The organism is Streptomyces sp. NBC_00259 (assembly GCF_036181745.1).
Classification (GTDB): domain Bacteria; phylum Actinomycetota; class Actinomycetes; order Streptomycetales; family Streptomycetaceae; genus Streptomyces; species Streptomyces pratisoli.
In genome coordinates this window covers 6376801-6396613 of the sequence record NZ_CP108080.1, presented here as the reverse complement: position 1 = coordinate 6396613, position 19813 = coordinate 6376801, and the positions used below count along the sequence as shown (strand labels likewise).

Annotated in this window: 16 protein-coding genes; 9 read left to right on the top strand and 7 right to left on the bottom strand. The window is 72.2% G+C overall.

Translation table 11 applies throughout. The features are described from left to right. The first annotated feature begins 133 nt into the window (after positions 1-133). From OG766_RS28710 to OG766_RS28700, 3 genes are all read left to right on the top strand, one after another. Positions 134-3352 (top strand): glycosyl hydrolase 115 family protein, encoded by a 3219-nt coding sequence (locus OG766_RS28710; RefSeq protein WP_328726522.1) that lies wholly within the window; start codon positions 134-136, stop codon positions 3350-3352. 225 nt (positions 3353-3577) lie between these two features. After that, positions 3578-4195 carry a TetR/AcrR family transcriptional regulator gene (locus OG766_RS28705; RefSeq protein WP_266387350.1) on the top strand — a complete coding sequence of 206 codons (618 nt, stop codon included), beginning with the start codon at positions 3578-3580 and terminating at the stop codon, positions 4193-4195. 27 nt (positions 4196-4222) lie between these two features. Then, a complete protein-coding gene (locus OG766_RS28700) occupies positions 4223-5896 on the top strand; it encodes an acyl-CoA dehydrogenase family protein (RefSeq protein ID WP_328726521.1) in 1674 nt (557 codons plus the stop codon). An 81-nt stretch (positions 5897-5977) separates the two neighbouring features. Here OG766_RS28700 and OG766_RS28695 read toward each other — a convergent pair whose 3' ends face one another. Beyond that, on the bottom strand, positions 5978-7213 hold the full coding sequence (locus OG766_RS28695; protein ID WP_266387356.1) for an FAD-dependent oxidoreductase: 1236 nt from the start codon (positions 7211-7213) through the stop codon (positions 5978-5980). A 107-nt stretch (positions 7214-7320) separates the two neighbouring features. On the opposite strand from OG766_RS28695, the gene OG766_RS28690 reads away from it, so the two are divergent. Next, complete coding sequence (locus OG766_RS28690; RefSeq protein ID WP_266387359.1) at positions 7321-8556, top strand: cytochrome P450 family protein; 1236 nt, start codon at positions 7321-7323, stop codon at positions 8554-8556. Positions 8557-8571: 15 nt separating this feature from the next. Here OG766_RS28690 and OG766_RS28685 read toward each other — a convergent pair whose 3' ends face one another. The 3 genes from OG766_RS28685 to OG766_RS28675 all read right to left on the bottom strand — a co-directional run bounded on the left by OG766_RS28685 (position 8572) and on the right by OG766_RS28675 (position 10578). Continuing rightward, positions 8572-9423, bottom strand: coding sequence for an anti-sigma factor (locus OG766_RS28685; RefSeq protein ID WP_266387362.1), 852 nt, complete (start codon positions 9421-9423; stop codon positions 8572-8574). Positions 9424-9425: 2 nt separating this feature from the next. Further along, positions 9426-10019 (bottom strand): ECF RNA polymerase sigma factor SigK, encoded by a 594-nt coding sequence (gene sigK / locus OG766_RS28680; RefSeq protein WP_266387365.1) that lies wholly within the window; start codon positions 10017-10019, stop codon positions 9426-9428. Positions 10020-10269: 250 nt separating this feature from the next. Further along, the gene (locus OG766_RS28675; protein WP_266387368.1) at positions 10270-10578 is read right to left on the bottom strand and encodes a hypothetical protein; all 309 of its coding nucleotides are present in this window, start codon (positions 10576-10578) and stop codon (positions 10270-10272) included. A 531-nt stretch (positions 10579-11109) separates the two neighbouring features. Between OG766_RS28675 and OG766_RS28670 the strand changes: the two genes are divergently transcribed. Together OG766_RS28670 and OG766_RS28665 are read left to right on the top strand one after the other, a co-directional pair. Continuing rightward, positions 11110-12180, top strand: coding sequence for a hypothetical protein (locus OG766_RS28670; protein WP_328726520.1), 1071 nt, complete (start codon positions 11110-11112; stop codon positions 12178-12180). 144 nt (positions 12181-12324) lie between these two features. Then, entirely contained in the window at positions 12325-13005 is a 681-nt protein-coding gene (locus tag OG766_RS28665) for a class F sortase (protein WP_266387374.1), read from the top strand. Positions 13006-13399: 394 nt separating this feature from the next. Here the strand turns inward: OG766_RS28665 and OG766_RS28660 are convergent, their stop codons facing one another. The 3 genes from OG766_RS28660 to OG766_RS28650 form a co-directional block, all read right to left on the bottom strand. Next, entirely contained in the window at positions 13400-14320 is a 921-nt protein-coding gene (locus OG766_RS28660) for a MurR/RpiR family transcriptional regulator (RefSeq protein ID WP_266387377.1), read from the bottom strand. A gap of 132 nt (positions 14321-14452) precedes the next feature. Beyond that, positions 14453-14929 carry an SPW repeat protein gene (locus tag OG766_RS28655; protein ID WP_266387379.1) on the bottom strand — a complete coding sequence of 159 codons (477 nt, stop codon included), beginning with the start codon at positions 14927-14929 and terminating at the stop codon, positions 14453-14455. Positions 14930-15044: 115 nt separating this feature from the next. After that, positions 15045-15959 (bottom strand): DMT family transporter, encoded by a 915-nt coding sequence (locus OG766_RS28650; RefSeq protein WP_266387381.1) that lies wholly within the window; start codon positions 15957-15959, stop codon positions 15045-15047. A gap of 270 nt (positions 15960-16229) precedes the next feature. On the opposite strand from OG766_RS28650, the gene OG766_RS28645 reads away from it, so the two are divergent. Genes OG766_RS28645 through OG766_RS28635 form a run of 3 tightly spaced genes read left to right on the top strand, consistent with a single transcriptional unit; the run spans position 16230 to position 19745 of the window. Beyond that, entirely contained in the window at positions 16230-16361 is a 132-nt protein-coding gene (locus OG766_RS28645; protein WP_328726519.1) for a hypothetical protein, read from the top strand. Then, the gene (locus OG766_RS28640) at positions 16358-18589 is read left to right on the top strand and encodes an FUSC family protein (protein WP_266387385.1); all 2232 of its coding nucleotides are present in this window, start codon (positions 16358-16360) and stop codon (positions 18587-18589) included. The genes OG766_RS28645 and OG766_RS28640 overlap by 4 nt, the downstream gene beginning before the upstream one ends. 10 nt (positions 18590-18599) lie before the next feature. Then, positions 18600-19745 (top strand): PP2C family protein-serine/threonine phosphatase, encoded by a 1146-nt coding sequence (locus tag OG766_RS28635; RefSeq protein ID WP_266387388.1) that lies wholly within the window; start codon positions 18600-18602, stop codon positions 19743-19745. Positions 19746-19813 lie beyond the last annotated feature (68 nt).

Here is a 19813-nt window from a genome sequence, read left to right as displayed (position 1 = left end):
CCAACACCCGTGTGCCGAAGCCCGGTTCGAAAGTGTTTCGACCGTGACACTCCATTGTTTCGACGGCGTGGATCGCCCAAGATCTGTCTCGCAGGTGCCGACTGACGCGGCAGATGCGCGAAAAGGAGTGGAAATGAGCGTGAACAGCCCGTCCGATCCACGCCGTAGAGCCGTACTCGGCGCAGGAGCCGGAGTGGGGGCGAGTGCACTCGCCCTGACAACTTTCGGCGGGGCAGCGGGAATTGCGGGTACCGCTGAGGCCGCCACGACGAGCAACGACCGCCCCGGCGCAGGAAGCGGAGCCCTCCGCGTCACGGACTCCGGCGCGTACATCTCCTTCACCCCCCGCAAGGGCGCCTTCACCCTGGCGCGTTCCGGGAGGGCGAGGGCGGTCGTGGTGGACACCGGTGACCATCCGGGAGTCGTACGGGTCGCGTCCGACCTGTGCGACGACATCGAACGGGTCACCGGGGTACGGCCCGCCCTGAAGAAGGCCAGGAACGGCGAAGTGCCGGGCGCCGACCGCGAGGTGGTACTGGTCGGCACCCTCGGCCGCAGCCCGCTGATCGACCGCCTCGTCGCGGCCGGAAAGCTGGACACCGACGGGGTGGCGGGACGCTGGGAGACCTCGCTGCAGACCGTGGTCGAGCGTCCGCTGCCCGGTGTGGACCGCGCGTTCGTCGTCGCGGGCAGCGACCCGCGCGGCACCGTCTTCGGCGCGTACGACGTCAGCTACGGCATCGGTGTGTCGCCCTGGTACTGGTGGGACGACGTACGGCCCGTCCACCGCGACGCGCTCTACGCGCTGCCCGGCCGGCACACCCAGGGCACCCCCGCCGTCAAGTACCGCGGGATCTTCATCAACGACGAGAACCCGGCGCTCGGCACCTGGGCACCGCGCCACTTCGGCCCCGGCAGGGCCGAGGGCTACGAGGGCGGCTTCAACGCCGACTTCTACGCCAGGGTCTTCGAGGTCATGCTCCGGCTCAAGGCCAACTACCTGTGGCCGGCGGTGTGGGGGCGCGCGTTCGCCGAGGACGACCACGAGAACCACGCCCGCGCCAAGGAGTACGGCATCGTCATGGGCACCTCGCACGAGGCCCCCATGATGCGCGGCATCGAGGAGTGGAACCGGCACGCCGTGGCCGCCGTGCGCGACAGCGCGGGCACCATCGTCACCCCCGGCCGCGACCCCTACGGCGGCACCGGCGAGTGGTCCTTCCGCCGCAACGCCGAGGCGATCAAGGCGTACTGGCGCGACGGCATCCGGCGCATGGCCGAGCAGGACTTCGAGGGCGTCGTCACGCTCGGCATGCGCGGCAACGGCGACGTCAGCCTCCCCGACGGCGACGGCATCGAACTGATGCAGGAGATCATCGCCGCCCAGCGGAAGATCCTCGCCGAGGAGACCGGCAGGCCGCTCTCCGACATCCCGCAGGTCTGGACCCTGTACAAGGAGGTCCAGCGCTACTGGGCGCGCGGCCTGCGCGTACCCGAGGACGTCACCGTCGTGCTGTGCGACGACAACTGGGGCAACATCCGCAAGCACCCGGACCCGGCCGAGCCCGCCCGCTCCGGCGGCTACGGCCTCTACCACCACTTCGACTACGTCGGCGTCGGCCGCAACTACAAGTGGGTGGACACGGCGTCGCTGCCGAACCTGTGGGACCAGCTGCGCCAGGCCGTCGCGTACGGCAACCGCACGCTGTGGATGACCAACGTCGGCGACCTCAAGGGCAACGAACTGCCCACCCAGTTCTTCCTCGACCACGCCTGGAACCCGGCACGCTGGGATCTGGAGAACATCCCCGAGTGGGAACACCGTTACGCGGCACAGAACTTCGGCACGACGCAGGCGGCCGCGATCGCCTCCGTACTCTCCGACTACGCCCGTCTCCAGTCGCTGCGCAAACCCGAGCTGCTCAACCGGCGCATCTCCCTGGACCCGGCGAAGGACCCGGCGACCGATTCCTCCGCGATCGTCCACGACGACAGGGCGACGCCGTTCTCGCTCGACCACCACCGTGAACTGGAGCGCGTCACCGAGCAGTGGCAGGAGCTCGCGGCGCGCGCCGAGCGCATCGGCCGCCGCCTGCCCGGGTCCGCCCAGGACGCCTGGTTCGAACTCGTCGGCTACGAGGTCGCCGCCACCGCCAACGTCTACGCCCTGCGCGAGGCCCAGTTCACCAATCTCCGCTACGCCGAACAGGGCCGGGCCGCCACCAACGAGCGGGCCGCGCGCGCCGAGGCCTGCCTCGACAAGGACTTCGCCCTCGCAGACCGGTTCAACTCCCGTGTCGCGGGCGGCAAATGGCAGGGCTTCCAGACCCAGCCGCACATCGGCTACGGCGATGTGGAGCGCTACGGTCCCAACGCGCCCTGGCAGCAGCCCGAGCTGAACAACGTGGCCCTGCCGGACGAGATCTTCCCTGCCGTACGCCGCATCGACGTCCCCGCCGCGGCGGCGCTCGGTGTGGCCGTCTCGGGGTCGGGCGACTGGTGGCCGCAGGCGACCACCGCCGCGCGGCTCTCCCCGCTCAGCCGCCACGGCACCGCCCCCGCCCCGTACATCGAGGTCTTCAACCGGGGCGGCGAGCCCTTCGACTACCGCGTCGAGTCCTCGGCCCCGTGGCTGCGCGTCGACCGCCCCGCCGGGCGGGTCACGAAGCAGACGCGGGTGACGGTGGGCGCGGACTGGGACCGGGCCCCGCGCGGCACCACGGAGGCGACCCTGGTGGTGCACGGGCCCGGCGGGGAGCGCGTCACCGTGACGGCGGTCGTGGAGAACCCGGACGTACGGGGCCTGCGCGGCTTCGTCGAGGCGGGCGGCTACGTCGCGATCGACGCCGAGCACACCGACCGCGTCGTGGGCGCGAACGGCATCGACTGGCAGCGCGTCGAGGGCATCGGGCGCAACGGCCCGGGCCTCACACCGGTCCCGGTCACCGCCCCGTCCCAGACGCCCGGCGGCAGTCGTTCGCCGCGCCTGGAGTACGAGATCGGCCTGGTCACCGGTGGCGAGGTGACGCTGTGGGCGTATCTGTCGCCCCGCAATCCGGTCCTCGCGCACAGCGGGCTGCGCTACGCCGTCTCGTTCGACGACGACAGTCCGCAGACCGTGGACATCATCGCCGTCAGCGGCTCCGACGACGGAGTCATGAACCCCCAGTGGGCCCGCAACACCTCCGACAACGTCAGCAGGACCGCCACCCGGCACACCCTCGCCGCGGGCGTGCACCGTCTGAAGTTCTGGATGGTGGACCCGACCGTCGTGCTGCAGCGGCTGCTGATCGACACCGGGGGCCTGCCGGACACCTACCTCGGACCGCAGGAGAGCCGCCGCCTGCGCTGAGCCCGGCGCCGAGGGCGGCCGCTGCGGGCGGCCGCCCCACGGGCAGGGGGCCGGAACGGTGGCGCAGGGGGCCGGGGCGGTGGCGGCGCGGGCAGCTCCGCGCACGAGGCGGCTCTCGTACGGGCCCGGCGCCGCCAGAGGGCGGGAGGCCTGGGCGGGAGACCTGGGCGGGAGACCTGGGCGGGAGACCTGGCCTGAAGCTCTGAACGATGGTTCACTGTTTGTATGGTCTACCGCAGGACACCTGCCGTGCAGGACCGGCTGACCGCCGCCAGGGACCACCTGGTGGAGCAGGCCACCTCCGTGGTCGCCGAGGCCGGCTGGGCGAACGCGTCCGTCACCGCCGTCGCCGCCGCGGCCGGCATGTCGGTCGGCTCGGTCTACCAGCACTTCCCCTCCAAGGGGGCGCTGGCCGTCGAGGTGTTCCGCCGGGCCTCCGGACACGAGGCCGATGTGCTGGGCGAGGTGCTCCGCGAGGGCAGCGGCGACCCGGTGGAGCGGCTGGCGCACGGCGTCGAGGTCTTCGCCCGGCGCGCCATGGAACGCCGGGGACTGGCGTACGCGCTGCTCGCCGCACCGGCCGAACCGGCCGTGGGCCAGGAGCGGCTGGCGTTCCGGCGCCGCTACCGCGCCGTCTTCGCCGAGGTGATCCGTGAGGGCGTCGACGCCGGGCTGCTGCCGGAGCAGGACCCGGAGATCACCGCCGCCGCGCTGACCGGCGCGATCGGTGAGGTGCTGGTGGACCCGCTGTCCGCGCCCGCCGAGGGCTCCGCGGCCGGCCGGCTGGTCACCGAACTGGTCGCGATGTCCCTGCGCTGCGCGGGCGCCCCGCCCGCGGCCTGATCCCTACATCTCCGGAAGGACTCCCCCATGACCGCCACCGCGGACACCCCCCTGCACAGCGATCCGGCCGCGCGCACGCACGAGGTGACCAACCAGGCACCGCCGCTGACCGGTCACGACGTCGCCGACGATCCCGTACTGCTGGAGGGACTGCGACGCGAGGGCGCCGGGTGGTACGCCGACGATCTGCACCGCCTCGGCCGGCTGACCGGGTCGGAGCAGGTCCAGCGCTGGGCCGCGGAGGCGAACCGCTGCGAGCCGCTGCTGCGCACCCACGACCGCTACGGCAACCGGATCGACGAGGTCGACTTCCACCCCTCGTACCACGCGCTGATGGACGTGGCGATCCGCGAGGGTCTCGGCGGCGCGCCGTGGGCGGACGACCGGCCCGGCGCGCATGTCGCCCGTGCCGCGGGGTTCATGGTGTGGAGCTCGGCCGAGTCCGGCCACGGCTGTCCGGTGTCCATGACGTACGCGGTCGTCCCCGCTCTGCGGTCGGCGCCCGAACTCGCCGCGGTGTACGAGCCGCTGCTCACGAGCCGTGTCTACGACCCGGGCCTGCGTGCCCCCGGGACCAAGCGCGGGCTGCTGGCCGGAATGGGCATGACCGAGAAGCAGGGCGGTACGGACGTACGCGCCAACACCACGGTGGCCGAGGAGCGCCCGGACGGGACCTGGCGGCTGCGCGGCCACAAGTGGTTCACCAGCGCCCCGATGAACGACCTCTTCCTGGTGCTGGCCCAGGCTCCCGGAGGGCTGTCCTGCTTCCTCGTGCCCCGGGTGCTGCCGGACGGCAGCCGCAACACCTTCCGTATCCAGCGGCTCAAGGACAAGCTCGGCAACCGCAGCAACGCCAGCAGCGAGCCCGAGTTCGACGACACCGTCGCCTGGCCGGTCGGCGCCGAGGGGCACGGGGTCCGGACGATCATCGACATGGTCACCATGACCCGGCTCGACTGCATCCTGGGCTCCGCGTCCGGGATCCGCGCAGCGCTGGCGCAGGCGGCGCACCATGTGCGCCACCGCAGTGTGTTCGGCGCCAAGCTGATCGACCAGCCGCTGATGCGCAATGTGATCGCCGACCTGGGGCTCGAGTCGGAGGCGGCGACGACGCTCGCGCTGCGGGTCGCGGGTGCGGCGGACCGCGCGCAGCGCGGGGACGCCCAGGAGCGGGCGTTCCTGCGCCTCGCCACGGCGGTCGGCAAGTACTGGGTCTGCAAGCGGCAGCCCGCGGCGGTCGCCGAGGCCCTGGAGTGCCTGGGCGGCAACGGCTATGACGAGACGTCCGGTATGCCGCGGCTGTACCGGGACGCCCCGCTCAACGGCATCTGGGAGGGCTCGGGCAATGTGAACGCGCTCGACGTGCTCCGTGCCGTCGCACGTGAGCCCGCATCCCTGGACGCCTTCCGTGCCGAGGTCGAGGCCGCCGCCGGCGCGGACGCGCGCCTGGACGAGGCCTGGCGGCAGCTGCGCGGCGAGCTGGTCCTCACCCCCGACGCCGAACTCCGCGCCCGCCGGCTGGTCGAGCGCCTGGCCTTGGTCCTCCAGGCCTCGCTCCTCGTCCGCCACGCCCCACCCGCCGTCTCCGACGCGTTCTGCGCCTCCCGCCTCACCCCCGACCACGGCCTGGCCTTCGGCACCCTGTCCCCCGCCACCGACCTCGCCGCGGTGCTCTCGCGCGTGCCGGGAGCGACGGGCTGAGCCACGCCTCTGCGTCGGTACAGCGTGATATGTCACAGCCGTCGGTCACGGCGCCCCGAGTCCGGCGCACCTCGGCGCACCTCAGCGCACCGAGGCTGTCGGCGGGCGCTCGCGCAGGGCGCCGTAGGCGAGGAAGTACGCCGGCATCCGGTTCAGCCAGGGTGAGGTGGTGATGAGCTCGGTCAGCCGCTGGGCGCGCTTGGGGTGGTCGCCGAACGGCGGCCGGCCCGACAGCACCGGTTCGACGACCCTGGCGTGCGCGAAGCGCTGCATGGTCTGCGTCGCCACGGTCGTCGGCAGACGGCGCTGCTGGACACGTCGCACGTCCCGCAGCCCGACCGTGCCGTCCCGCAGCGGGCCGACGAGATACCGGGCGGCGGCCACCGCGTCCTGGACGGCGAGGTTGATGCCGATACCGAAGACCGGTGACATGGCATGGGCCGCGTCGCCGATGCACAGCAGTCCCGGGCGGTGCCAGCGCCGGAGGCGGTCCAGCGTCACGTCGAGGAGCTTCACGTCGTCCCACGAGCCGAGCGCGTGCAGCCGGTCCGCCAGCCAGGGGACGGCGGCGGTGAAGTCGGCCATGAACCGGTCCAGGCCGGCGGCGCGCCGCCGCGCGTCGCTTCCCTTGGGGATGAGCGCGGCGCACTGCCAGTAGTCGCCGCGGTCGATGAGGACGCTGAAGAACCGGTCGCCCACACCTCCCACCAGTCCACGCGGGTCGTGCTGACGCCGCGGCAGCCGGAACCACCAGGCGTCCATGGGGCAGTTGAAGCTCTCCAGTCCCAGCTCGGGAAGCGTCCTGGCGAGCGAGCCCCGGCCGTCGCAGGCCACGGTGAGGGCGGCCCGCAGCTCACCGGTGCGGCCGTCGGCGGTGCGGTAGCGGACTCCCGTGACCCGGCCGTGTTCCTTGAGGAACGAGGTCGCCTCGGTGTTCATCCGCAGGGTGAAGGACGGTTCCCGGCCGGCCTCGTCCACGAGCAGGTTGAGCAGATCCCACTGGGGCACCATCGCGATGTAGTTGTACGTGCCCCGCAGGGCGCCGATGTTCCCGACGGTGACCAGGGAACGGTCCGGGCCGATCGGCAGCTGGATCGTCGTCACCCGCCGCTGCGGCAGCCGGGCGAACCGTTCGGCGAGGCCCAGGTCGTCGAGCAGCGCCAGGGTGGAGGGGTGCACGGTGTCTCCGCGGAAGTCGCGCAGGAAGTCGCCGTGCTTCTCCAGGACCGTGACGTCGACCCCGGCCCGGGCCAGCAGCAGGCCGAGGACCATGCCGGCCGGTCCGCCGCCCATCACGCAGCAGGTGGTCCGCTCCATGGCAACCGCTCCCTTCGGCGCAATCCCGGGGTCCGCCACAATGGGACATATACCCTCAAGTTCGACAAGTCCGCCCTCGGCGGCCGTGCCGTACCCCGGGAGACAACATGAGCCAGCAGCCGGTCCTCCTCCCCTACACCGACCCGGCCTTCCTCGCGGATCCCTTCCCGCTCTTCCGGCAACTACGCGAGGAGGGCCCGGTGCGTCGCGCCGTGATCGCCGGCGGCCTGGAGGCCTGGCTGGTCACGCGCTACGAGGACGGCCTCGCGGCCCTGTCGGACCCCCGGCTCAGCAGCGACGTCCGCGACGCGTCGGATCCCCGGCTGATGCAGCAGCTGCCCGTGACCGAACGCGAGTCGATGCTGAGCAACATGCTCCGCACGGACCCGCCCGACCACACCCGGCTTCGTCGGCTGGTCTCGAAGGCCTTCACCGCGCGCCGGGTGGGAGAGCTGCGGCCCCGCGTCCAGGAGATCACCGACCGGCTGCTCGACGACGTCGTGGCGGCCGGCCGTGCCGAACTCGTCGCGGACTTCGCCCTGCCGCTCCCGGTCACGGTCATCAGCGAACTGCTCGGCGTACCCGTGGAGGACCGGCACGACTTCCAGCGGTGGACCGACGACATGCTGCTGCGCCGGGCCGAGATGCCGGATCCCGCCGTGGTGAACGCCGCCTGGGAGCAGATGCGCTCCTATCTGACCAAGCTCCTGGAGGCGAAACGGGCCCGGCCGGGAGACGACCTGCTCAGCGCGCTGATCACGGCCCGGGACGAGGAGCAGCGGCTGAACGAGGACGAGCTGATCGCCATGTCGTTCCTGCTGCTGGTGGCGGGGTACATCACCACGGTCAATCTGATCGGCGGGGGCATCGCCGCACTGCTCGCCCACCCCGATCAGCTGGCACTGCTGCGGGACGACCCGGAGCTGCTGCCGGGCGCGATCGAGGAGTTCCTCCGCTACGACGGGCCGGTCAGCCCCGGTATCGCGCGGTTCGCCCGCGAGGAGGTCGAGATCGCGGGAGTGACCGTCCCGCCCGGCGCGACCGTGCTGATCGCCTCCGCCATCGCCGACCGCGACCCGGCGCGATTCGCCGATCCCGATCGCCTGGACATCACCCGGCGCGACAACGCCCACCTCGCGTTCGGGCACGGCATCCACTACTGCCTGGGCGCTCCGCTGGCCAGGCTGGAGGGTCAGGTCGCCATCGGCACCGCGCTGCGCAGGCTTCCCGGCCTGGCCCTGGCGGTGCCGCCGGGTGAACTGCGCTGGCGGCCCGGCGGGCTGCGCGGCCCCCAGCAGCTGCCCGTCACCTTCACCCCCGACGGGGACGCGTCCGGGGGCTGAGACCGGCGGGACCCGTCAGGCCGGGATGTTGATCATCCCCAGCGGCGGGGTGGTGGGCTGCGACGAGCCGCCGGCCGGCTCGACCGTGATGCCGACGGCCGTCGCCCCGGCCACGGGACCGTTCAGCATCTGCATGTCCTGCGCCCCGGACCGGCCCACCAGCCCGGCGGGCCGGTAGGTCCCGTCCTCGTCGAACCACAGTGCGTACGTCTGGCCGACGGGCAGCGCCGGGACTCCGGTGGCGAAGAAGACCGCGGCGTCCTGGCTGCGGGACACGGCGATGGTGCCGGTGCCGCCGTTCGCCAGCGGCTGGGTGTGGAGCTCCACATCGGACGCGGCGAGCACATCGGAGACACCCGCGTACCGGTCCTCGGCGACGGCCAGCTGGGAGCGGGCGCGTTCGGCCGCCTGGTACTGCCATGCGGCGACACCGCCGAGGGCCACCACGAGCGCCATGCACGCGGCGAGCGCCAGCCGCAACAGCCGCGGGCCGACGGACCGGGCGCCCTCGGCCGGGCGGTGTTCCTCGGCGGCCGGCGAGACGGACAGGTCCTGCCGGGCGGCGGCGACCGCGGCGGACGACGGGACCCCTGGCACCTGCGTGACCTGCGCGGTGGAAGGGGTCCGTGGGGCATAGGGGGCCTGCGGAGTGACGGCGATCCGCTCCTGTACGCGGCGCCAGAGGCCCGACGGGGGCACGACGGCCACCGGCTGCGCCAGCCGTGCGGCCGAGACCTGGAGCTCGGCGACCTCTCGCGCGCACGCCTCGCAGGAGGCGAGGTGCTCCTCGAAGGCGCGCCGTTCGTCGTCGGGCAGCGCGTGCAGTACGTAAGCGCCGGTCGCGGAGTGCAACTCGTCGTCGTTCATGGTCACACCTCGCTCTCCTGCAAACAGTCACGCATCCGCATCAGCCCGTCACGCATCCGGGCCTTCACCGTGCCCAGCGGCTGTGACAGGGATTCGGCCACCTCCCGGTAGGTGAGGCCGTGGTAGTAGGCCAGCACGACCGACTCCCGCTGGAGCTCGGTCAGCGCCTGGAGACAGCGCCGGACCTGCTGCTGTTCGAGGTTGATCTCGACCTGCTCGACCACGTCGTCGAACGGCGGCCCCGACTCCAGCAGGGCCACCCTGCGCTCCCGCTCGGTGCGGGCCTGGGACGAACGGACCCGGTCCACCGCGCGCCGGTGGGCCAGCGTCAGGACCCAGGTCAGGGCGCTGCCCTGCTCGGGCCGGAACCGGCCGGCGGTACGCCACACCTCGACGAGCACGTCCTGGGTCACCTCCTCCGACTGTGCCGGGTCCCTCAGGACCCGTCGCACCATGCCCAGCACCGGGCCGCTGACCGCTTCGTAGACCGGGACGAACGCGTCCTGGTCGCCGCGGCCCACCAGGACCAGCAGCTCGTTCAGACCGAGCTTGGCCAGCCGCTCGGCGGCATCGGGATCCGCATCAGGTGGCGACACTCGCGCCCCCTCGCTCCTCGTGGGCACCAGGGGTGCCGTGCAGGCTCGTTCGTCATCAATGCCACCACTGATCCGAACGAGCCGCACGCCTGGAGCCACGAGGGGCCGTGGCGCGCACGGTGACATGTCACATCCGCCCGGTCACCTGTCACCGCTCATGAGTCACCGCTCACCTGTCGCTGTTCACCGTCGCTGTGCACTCTTCGCTGTCGGTCCGTCACGGTGCACGGACCGCCGTTCTCCGTCTCCCTCAGTCCCGGTCCCAGTGCCTGTCGCCGTCATCGTCGTCACGGCACTGCCAACGGCCCTTGACCCACTTCTCCTCCCAGCGGCCGTCGACCCGCTTCTCCTTCCAGTGCCCCTTCCGCCACTCACAGCGGTCGTGGTCTCCGCCGCCGGCGGCGGAGTACGAGGTGTACGAGGCCGACGCCGCGCCGGCCGGCGGGGAAGTGGCGACGGCGACGGCGGCACCGGCGGGACCCGCCGCGGCACCACCGGCGAACAGGCCCACGGCGGCCGCTGCCACCGCAAGACGGCGCACCCGGACGGAAAGGCCCATCGGACACACCTCCCTCGTCGGAGATGCCCCGCGCCGGAGATGTCCCTCTTCGGAGACCTGCCGGATCGGAGACCTCCGGATCGGAGACACGGAATCCGCACGGCGGCGCTGCCGTGTACGTGTGACATGAGTAGTTCGAAGCCGACCCCCGTCCGGATAGGCGGATGACCCGAGGAACACAGAATTCGGCCGTCGGCGTAGACGAGGACCCTCATCGGAATCCGGATCGCGAATGATTCGGACGGTGCCGCGAAGCCGCGTATCGGCCGGCTGCCGTCCAAAGAGTGAATCTGCGGCGTGTCGCCACCCGAAGAGCCCACGGTGTCCCTCGAATGCAACGTTCTCGGCTGGTGCGAAGCCGGGATCCGTCTGACGGTGAACACGTCGCTGCTGCGATCCGATGAGCCGACGATGTGTCAGCTGTCGCAGTCGCGGCGAAAGGAATGGGTTCTCATGCGCTCTGCCCGCACCCTGTGCGCCTCAGCCGCAATTACCGCGGTACTGACGATTGCCGCACCCACCGCGTACGCGATGACCCTCGCCGAGGACTGGGGTCACGACAACGGCTCTTCGTCCAGCCGGGATCACGAAGACTCCAAGAAGGACGACCACGGCAAGGACGACCACGGCGGTAAGGACGACCACGGCAAGAAGTGGGACAAGAAGGACCACGACGACCACGACGACGACGACGACCACGACGACGACGATGACGACGACGACGACGATGACGACGACGACGATGACGACGAGCCCAATGGCGGCGTCGACACCGGCGGTGGCGCCCTTGCCACGGTCGTGACCGAGGACGAGGACTCCAAGAAGGACGACAACGGCAAGGACGACAACGGCAAGGACGACAACGGCAAGGAGGACGACCACGACAAGGGCCACGGCAAGTGGGACAAGAAGGACCACGACGACCACGACGACGACGACGACGATGACGATGACGACGACGACGACGACGACGATGACGACGACGACGACGACGACGACAAGCCCAATGGCGGCGTCGACGCCGGCGGTGGCGCCCTTGCGACCGTCGTGAACCAGGAGTGGGACGAGGGCTCGAAGAAGGACGAGGGCTCGACGAAGGACGAGGGCGCCCAGAAGGGCGAAAGCTCCTCGAAGGAAGAGGGATCCCAGAAGGGCGAAAGCTCCTCGAAGGAAGAGGGATCCCAGAAGGGCGAAAGCTCCTCGAAGGAAGAGGGATCCCAGAAGGACGAGGGATCCCAGAAGGACGAGAGCTCCTCGAAGGAGGAGGACTCCAAGAAGGAAGAGGACTCCAAGAAGGACGAGTACGGCAAGAAGGACGACGACAAGAAGGAGTACGGCAAGGACGACCACGGCAAGAAGTGGAAGCACAAGGACCACGACGACCACGACGACGACGACGACCACGACGACGACGATGACGACGACGACGACGATGACGACGACGACGATGACGACGAGCCCAATGGCGGCGTCGACGCCGGTGGTGGCGGTCTGGCCGCCAACAACGGCAGCCTCGCCGCCGGTTCGCTGCTGATGCTCGGTGGCCTCGGCGCCGGCGTCTACAGGCTGCGTCGTCGCGGCGTTACCGGTACCTCGGCCTGATCCAGGCCCGCATCACCTGCAGCTCGCTGCGCTGTCGCGGCCGCCGTCCCTTCCCGGACGGCGGCCGCGGCGATGCGTTTCTGCCGCCCGGCCTCGATCCCTCCCCCGCCGAAGCCCCCACCCGGTACACGAAAGGCGTCCCGCATGACCGCCCAGCAGCCGCTCGGCTCACAGACACCCCCGCAGCCCGCCGCTACCCGTACCCTCGGCCAGGCCCTGTTGTGGCCCGTTGTGGCGGCCGGGCTGGGCGCCCTGCTCCTCTACAACTCCCTCGGCACACCGACGGAACACACCCCGCAGGCCCGTCCGGCGGCCCCCGCGCCCGCCCCCGTGAGCCCGCCCAAGACCGTCGCGCCGCTGCCGCGTTCCGTCCCGACGCGCATCTCCATCCCGGCCATCTCCGTCAACGCCCCCTTCATCGAGCTGGCCATCGGCAAGACCGGGCAGCTGAACGCGCCGCCCCCCAACGACAAGAACCTGGTCGGCTGGTTCGGGAAGGGCGCCACCCCCGGCGAGGCCGGCACGTCCGTCGTGGCGGGGCACCTGGACACCATGACGGGCCCGGCGGTCTTCGAGTCGCTCAGCGCGCTCAAGCCGGGCTACACGATCGACGTCACCCGCCAGGACCGCAAGGTCGCCGTCTTCAAGGTCGACACGGTGGAGACCTTCAGCAAGGCCAAGTTCCCGAGCGCGCGGGTCTACAACGACACCCCGTCCGCGCAGCTGCGCCTGATCACCTGCGGCGGCGAGTTCGACAAGAAGACCAAGGACTACAAGGACAACGTCGTCGTGTTCGCCCACCTCGCCGCCGTGAAGAACGGCTGAGCCGCCGGGCACCGGGAGGGCCGGGTGACCGGCTCGGGCCTCGGCTCACGGGCGGCCGCCGCGAGGTGCGCGGCGGCCGTTCCCGTGCCCCCGGGCGGTGGCGCGCCCGGGTGAAGTCATGTGGTGGCAGGCTCCGTTGACCGGCGGCCCCGGCCCAGGGGTTGACCAGGGCCGCCGGGGGCATCCGAGGGGAGCGGAGTGCCCGAACAGAACACCGTGGGGCCGACGAGGAGGAGTGTCGTCCGCAGTGCCACACGCAGTAAATATATTTACCGCCAAGTAAGCAAGGGCATGAAAAAATTCATGCGGTTCTTGGCGTGAAAATCCCCCGTTTCTCCCGTTGCGGGGAGGGGGTGGGCCTCGGGGCGGGCGGCCGTGGGGGGCCGGTGCCCGGTCAGTCCTCGATGAAGAAGTCGTGCTGCTCAGCGGCGTGCTCGTACTGCTCGAGCCGCAGTTGCGTACGCTCGGGATCCGCGTCGGCCATCGCCTGGAGGATCGCCGCCGACAGCACCCCCGGCGCGGAGTAGGAGTCGAAGACGAGGCGCGATCCGGTGCCCGCGGTCAGCGCCACATCGGCCGCTTCGACCAGTGGACCCATCGTCAGATCCGTGATCAGCGCGATCCTCAGGCCCGTACGGCGCGCGGCCCGCACCGCCGCGAGCATCTCGTTCGCGTGCCGGGGCATCGCGAAGGCCAGCACCCACGTGCCGCCCGCCTCACGGGACTGCAGCAGCGCGTCGTACGCCACGCTCCCGCCGCGCGACACCAGCCGCACATCCGGGTGGATCCGCCGCGCCGCGTAGGCGAAGTACTCCGCGAGCGAGGTGGAGATCCGCAGGCCCAGAACGGTCAGCGGCACCGATCTGGCCAGCTCACGGCCGACTTCGAGCACCTGGCCGGTGTCGGCGAAGGACCGGCGCAGGCTCTCCAAGTTCGCGATCTCCGCGTCGACGGCCGTCTGGAGTTCGTTGCGGCCGCTCTCGGCCGCGTCCGGGGTGCCGGCGACGGCGCTGAGCGCGATCGGCTGCAGCGCCTCCCGCAGCGCCGGGTATCCGCTGAAGCCCACCGAGGACGCGAAGCGCGTCACCGACGGCTGGCTCACCCCGACCCGGTCCGCGAGATCCGTGATCGACAGGAAGGCGGCCTCGGTCAGATTGTCCGCGATGTACTGGGCGATGCGCCGCTGCGCGGGCGACAGGCGGTGTCCGCCGAAGAGGGCCCGGACCTTCTCCACAGGAGCCGGCTCCGCGTCCGGAGAGTGTCTGCCCGGTGTGATCGCAGACGCCTGCGCGCGCGCCTGCTGCCCTGATGGCACCGTGTGCCTCCTTCGTGTCCCGCTGCCGCTCAACATAGCTCACCTTCCGTGGTCGCCAACGCTACTCCCCGTACAACCGGAAGGCCCCGGCCCTGTCCGGGCGGCCGGGACCTTCCGCCTGCGTGCGGAGCGTCAGCTCAGGGGACCGAGGTCCGGACCTCCGCGCCCGGATGCCCGGGAGGTGCGCAGGCCGCCGCGGCGGTCGCTCATGGCCGCCATGGCCACACCGAGGCACAGCGCCACGATGCCGACGATGACGTTGCTGACGATGCTGCGGACCGTATCGGCGTTCCCGGCGACGATCCAGGGGGAGAAGATCGTCCAGGCTCCGATGACGATGGCGCACCAGGCCATGGCGTGGGTGCGCTCGTACGCCGAGCCGAACCCGCCCAGGCACAGGGCGTAGGCGACACCGGTGATCAGATTGGTGACCGCCAGTGTGGTGAGGCCGTTGAAGCCGACGATCCACGGTGAGGCCGCGAGGTAGAGGCCCGTGAGCAGGGCCAGTGTCTCTATCACCTGGCCGCGCGGCGTGGCCGTGGCCCGCTCGAAACGCGCGCGCATCTCGGCGAGGTCGGGATGTTGCTCAATGCTGGGGTGAGTGGTCATGCGGGCCGCCTCCTTCGAATGCCTGAAATCGGCCCTTCACCTGCAATGAAACGCTTCTTGCCGGGTTTGCTCAATCCCCTGCCCACTCCCCTGCTCATTCCCTTGGCCCGTGGGTTCACGGAAGCGTCTGCCCGGCCTGCCGGGAGGACGGGCCCGATGTCTCCTCGGCGGCGACGAGCGAGCGGGTGAGCGGGATACGGGCGAGGGTGACCGCGCCCACGGCGATCAGGGCGAGGCCGAGGATCTGCGGCGCCAGCCACCAGCCGGAGCGGACCGTCTCCTCGTACAGGGTGATGCCGAGCACGAGGCTCAGGGTCGCGTCGCCGAGCGTGATCGCGGGCTGTGACGCGACCAGCGGGCCCGCCTGCAGCGCGTTCTCCAGCAGGAACAGTGCGGTGCCGCCGGTCACCGCGAAGGCGTACGTCTGCCAGGCGGTGAAGAAGGCCGCGGCCCCGTAGTCGGCCAGGATGTGGGTCGCGGACTTCATCAGCGCCGCGGTCAGTGCGTAGCTGATGGCGGTGGCCGTGCCCAGCAGGGCGGCCCGGGCCCGGCCCTCGGGGCGGCGCAGCGCCACGCCGGACAGCACGACGATCGCCCCCGCGCCGACGACGAGCACGGGCAGCCAGCGGTCCATCGGGACCTGGGTGCGGTTGCCGGTGGGGGCCGCGGCGCCGAGGGCGACACCGAGACCCACCACGACGAAGCTCACGGCCACCCAGCCCATGGCCGGCAGATGCCGGCGCATCAGGATCGAGGCGACGATCAGCGCGAGGGGCAGTTCGAGGACGAAGAGCGGCTGCACGATCGTGAGCGGCCCGGTGTTCAGAGCCAGGGCCTGGCACACGCCCGCGGCGATCACGGCGACGATCCCGGCCAGCCAGAGCGGGCGGCGCAGCAGATCGAGGATCAGCCCGGGGCGGAACCCGGTGGAGCTGGGCACCGCGAGGGCCTCCTGGCGCTGCAGCACGACGGCGAGGGCGTTGCTGAATGCGGATAGGAGCGCGAAGAGGACGGGGAGGAAGAGGTGCACGGTAGGGACTCCCGTCTCCACCCCCGTGGACCCTGTGCCTCGGCACTTCCTGCCATGGTCACCCCGGCGCGCCCGAAGCCGCGATCCGGCGCGGCCACCGGAGCGGTCCTGGGCCGCGGGGCTGCGGTCCGTACGGCGCCGGGCTGCGGTCCGTACGGGGCCGGGCTGCGGTCCGTACGGCGTCGGCCGACAATGGAGGGCAGGTCGGGCAGGTGACATGTCCGACCCGTTGACGTCGCCGCGGCGGTTTCGCCCGAGAGGAACGTGCCCATGCGCGCAGAGTCGTCGTCGGCCGCGCGGACGGGCGCCTTCACCGCGGTCACGGTGGAGGAAGCGGGTGCGGCCGCGTTGTGGGTGCTCCGCGCGTGCCCGCGCGCGGCGAGCGGTGAGGGCGGGCCGTGAAGAGCGGGGCCGAGCGGACGGCGATCCTGCACCGTTCGCTACGGGTGTCCCTCGCCGCGACCGCGGGGTTCTATCCCTTCCTCTACGGGCTGCAGGAGCCCACGGTGGCGCTGTACGCCCTGTTCGCGCCCATCGCCCTCGGGCTGCTGTCCTCGATCCCCGGGTCGGGGCGGCAGCGGGCCGAAGTGATGCTGAAGGCGCTGCCGGTGGGCCTGCTGCTGGTGACGCTGGGGACGGCGCTGGCGGTACGGACCTGGGCGGCGGTGCTCGGGATGCTCGTCATCGGCTTCATGCTGGCCTTCGCGGCGGTCGCGGGACCACGGCCCGCCGGGGCGGCTCCGGGGCTGCAGCTCTTCTACATCCTGGCCTGCTTCCCGCCGTACGCCCCGGACACCCTGGGGCTGCGGCTGGCCGGGCTCACCGCGGGCGTGCTGCTGCTCGCGGCGTGCGAGCGCTTCCTGCTGCCCGAGCCGGCGGACGTGTCGTACCGGGAGAGCCTCGCGGAGGCCGTGGCGGTCGCGGGTGCCGCGGCCCGGGGGAACTCCGGCGCCTCGCCCGAGTCGCTGCGCGAGGCCGGTGCCCGCCTGCGGTTCTCCTACCTCCCGGCCGCCGAACGCCCCGCCGGGCCGGGCCGTAAGGACCGGGCCCTCGCGCAGGCGGGCTCCGCGGCCCGCCGGCTGCTCGAACAGCTGGCCCATCTGACCGAAACGGGCGTCCTGCCCGCTAGCGGGCTCCCCTGTCCGGACACCACCGCGCCGCCCGGGCGCGTGGCGGGTACGGACCCCGGGCCGGACGGTGACGCGGGGTCCGGGCTGATGCTGCGGCAGGTGGCCGCCCTGTGCGGGCGGATGGCGGCGGCGTTGCGGGCGGGGCGTGCGGGTGTGGCGGGTCCGGACCGGATGGATGAGGCGGTGCGTGGCTTTCAGCAGCTGCGCGTCCGGCAGGCGACCGGGCCGGCTGCCGAGGTGCCGCCCGTACCGGTCCTGCGCCGGCAGGCCGCGCTGGTGGCCGTCGCCGAGTCCGCGCGGATGCTGGAGGCGTCCGTACGGGTCGGCCTGGACGGCACGCGCACGGCGCCGATTCCGCCGCAGGGGCTGTTCTGGTACGCCGACGCGCCCACCGCCGTCCTCTGGTACCGCCGTATCGCCGGCAACATGACGCTGCATTCGGTGCAGTTCCAGAACGCCGTCCGGATCGCGCTCGGTCTGGGCGCGGCCCGGCTGGTCGCCGGTTCGCTCGATCTGGCGCACGGCTTCTGGGTGCTGCTCGCCGTGCTGACGCTGAGCAGGACCACGGTCGGGGAGACCTGGACGGCGATCCGCCAGGCGGTGGCCGGCACCCTCGTCGGCGCGGTCGCGGCGGGTGCCCTGCTCGTCGGCCTCGGCGGCCACACCGTCGTGTTCGCCGTGCTGCTCGCGCCCGGCATGCTCGTCGCCTTCGCCCTCGGGCCACTGCTGGGCATCGCCTGGGCCCAGGGCCTGTTCACCCTGGTGGTGGCGACCGCGTTCGCCCAGATCGCGCCGGCCTCCTGGCAGTTGGCGGAGGAGCGGATCGTGGACGTGCTGGCCGGCAGCGCGGTCGGTCTGCTGTGCGGGCTGCTGGCCTGGCCCGCCGGGGCCCGGCGGGAGGTACGCAAAGCCATGGCCGGGCTGCTCCGCGCCACCGGTCCGCTGATCACCGGCACCGCCGCCGCCGTCACGACCGCCCCGCCGGGCTCCGTGCCTCCCCCGGCGACCCTCGTCGCCTTCAACCGGCTGCGGCTCGCGGAGGCCGCGTACGCCCAGTTCCGCAGCGAACCGGCCGGCAGCACGCACGCACGCGCCGACTGGCACGCGGTGCTCATCGTCGCGAACCACATCCTGGTCGGCGCCCACTGGCTCCCCCGCTTCGATCTGCCCGAGAGGGCCCTGCCGGCCGGCGCCGCCGACCGGGCCTGTTCCACCGCCGGCCGGGCGGCGGCGACCGCCGACCGGCTCGCCGCGCTGTGCGGCGGCGAGAGACCGCCGCCGTTGCCGCCGCCGGGCCCGGCATCCGCGCCGCCCGGTGGCCGGCCGCTGCCCGCGCTGGTGGATCTCGAACTCTGGCTGGACGGTGTGGCGGCCCAGCTCAGGGGCCTCGACGGCGTGGTCCCGGGCACGTTCCGCCGCGCCGGCGGGGACACGGCACCGCGCGGCGGAGGCGACGACACGGCACGCTCCGTGCCCGGCCCCGGCCAACCCGGCTCTTAGGGTGCGCCTTATGCCTCGAAGTCGTAGGAGTCCTGGCGCCGTCCTGCGGCCCCCGTCCCCGCGCCGGGGGTGGGTCTGGTGGCTGCCGTTGATCGCGGTGGCCGTCGATCTGATCGCGGAAGTCGCCGTCAGGGGCAGGGAGCCGGTGAGCTTCATGCTCATCGCCGTACCGCCGCTCGCCGCCGCGACGCGCGGGCCGCGGGGCACCGCGCTGTCCACCGTCGTGTGCCTGGGACTCCAGATGTGGATGGCCGCCAGCCGCCCGGGCCATTTCGCCGAGCAGCACCATGTGGCCGTCTACTCCGCCACGCTCGTCATCGGGATCGCCAGCGTCGCCCTCTCCTGGCAGCGAGAGCGGACCAGGCGGCACCTGGTCCGTGCCCATTCGGTCGCGGAGGCGATGCAGCGGGTCCTGCTGCGTCCGATGCCGGGCCGGCTCGGTCCGGTGCGGGCCGCCGCGTACTACGAGGCCGGGGAGGGCGGCACCCTCGTCGGCGGCGATCTGTACGACGTGTGCGAGACCCCGTTCGGGGTGCGGGCGATCATCGGTGACGTCCGGGGCAAGGGGCTGGACGCGGTGCAGACGGTCGCGGCCGTGCTGGGCAGCTTCCGGGTGTCCGCGCACGAGTGGCGGAGTCTGAGCAGTCTCGCCGAACGCCTGGAACTCAGCATCGCCCGCAACAGCCCCGGCGGTGACGACGGGGACCCGGAGCTGTTCGTGACCGCGCTCGTGCTGGAGTTCCCGCCGGAGGGCGGCGAGGTGCGGATCGTCGACCGCGGCCATCCCTCGCCGATCGTCGTCGGCCCGCTCGGCGCCCGGCGGCTGGTCACGGCGCCCGGGCTGCCGCTGGGTCTGGGCGCGCTGTCCCCGGACGGGGACGACACGACGGTCCATCCGCTGGGTCCCGGAGAGGTCCTCGTCGTCCACACGGACGGGGTGAGCGAGGCCCGTGACGCGAAGGGTGTCTTCTATCCGGTTCTGGAGCGGCTCGGCGAACGGTTCGGTGGTGAGCCGTCACCGGACCCCGAGGCCGTCGTCTCGTTCGTACGGTCCGACACGGAACGCTGGTCGGCACAGTCGGACAACGACGACCAGGCCGTTCTCGCCCTGACGCTGACCGGCGCGGCGCCGCGGCAGCGCCCCCGGCTAGGCTGAGCGGCCCGATGTACGTCAGGTGATGCGAGCGGGGAGGCTGTGGAGGAAGCTGGGGTCACCGCCCCGCG

Excerpts from the sequence above, each read along its gene's own strand:
- OG766_RS28710 (WP_328726522.1), top strand. The coding sequence starts at position 134 with ATGAGCGTGAACAGCCCGTCCGATCCACGCCGTAGAGCCGTACTCGGC.
- OG766_RS28705 (WP_266387350.1), top strand. The coding sequence starts at position 3,578 with ATGGTCTACCGCAGGACACCTGCCGTGCAGGACCGGCTGACCGCCGCC.
- OG766_RS28700 (WP_328726521.1), top strand. The coding sequence starts at position 4,223 with ATGACCGCCACCGCGGACACCCCCCTGCACAGCGATCCGGCCGCGCGC.
- OG766_RS28695 (WP_266387356.1), bottom strand. The coding sequence starts at position 7,213 with ATGGAGCGGACCACCTGCTGCGTGATGGGCGGCGGACCGGCCGGCATG.
- OG766_RS28690 (WP_266387359.1), top strand. The coding sequence starts at position 7,321 with ATGAGCCAGCAGCCGGTCCTCCTCCCCTACACCGACCCGGCCTTCCTC.
- OG766_RS28685 (WP_266387362.1), bottom strand. The coding sequence starts at position 9,423 with ATGAACGACGACGAGTTGCACTCCGCGACCGGCGCTTACGTACTGCAC.
- OG766_RS28675 (WP_266387368.1), bottom strand. The coding sequence starts at position 10,578 with ATGGGCCTTTCCGTCCGGGTGCGCCGTCTTGCGGTGGCAGCGGCCGCC.
- OG766_RS28670 (WP_328726520.1), top strand. The coding sequence starts at position 11,110 with ATGACCCTCGCCGAGGACTGGGGTCACGACAACGGCTCTTCGTCCAGC.
- OG766_RS28665 (WP_266387374.1), top strand. The coding sequence starts at position 12,325 with ATGACCGCCCAGCAGCCGCTCGGCTCACAGACACCCCCGCAGCCCGCC.
- OG766_RS28655 (WP_266387379.1), bottom strand. The coding sequence starts at position 14,929 with ATGACCACTCACCCCAGCATTGAGCAACATCCCGACCTCGCCGAGATG.
- OG766_RS28645 (WP_328726519.1), top strand. The coding sequence starts at position 16,230 with ATGCGCGCAGAGTCGTCGTCGGCCGCGCGGACGGGCGCCTTCACCGCG.
- OG766_RS28635 (WP_266387388.1), top strand. The coding sequence starts at position 18,600 with ATGCCTCGAAGTCGTAGGAGTCCTGGCGCCGTCCTGCGGCCCCCGTCC.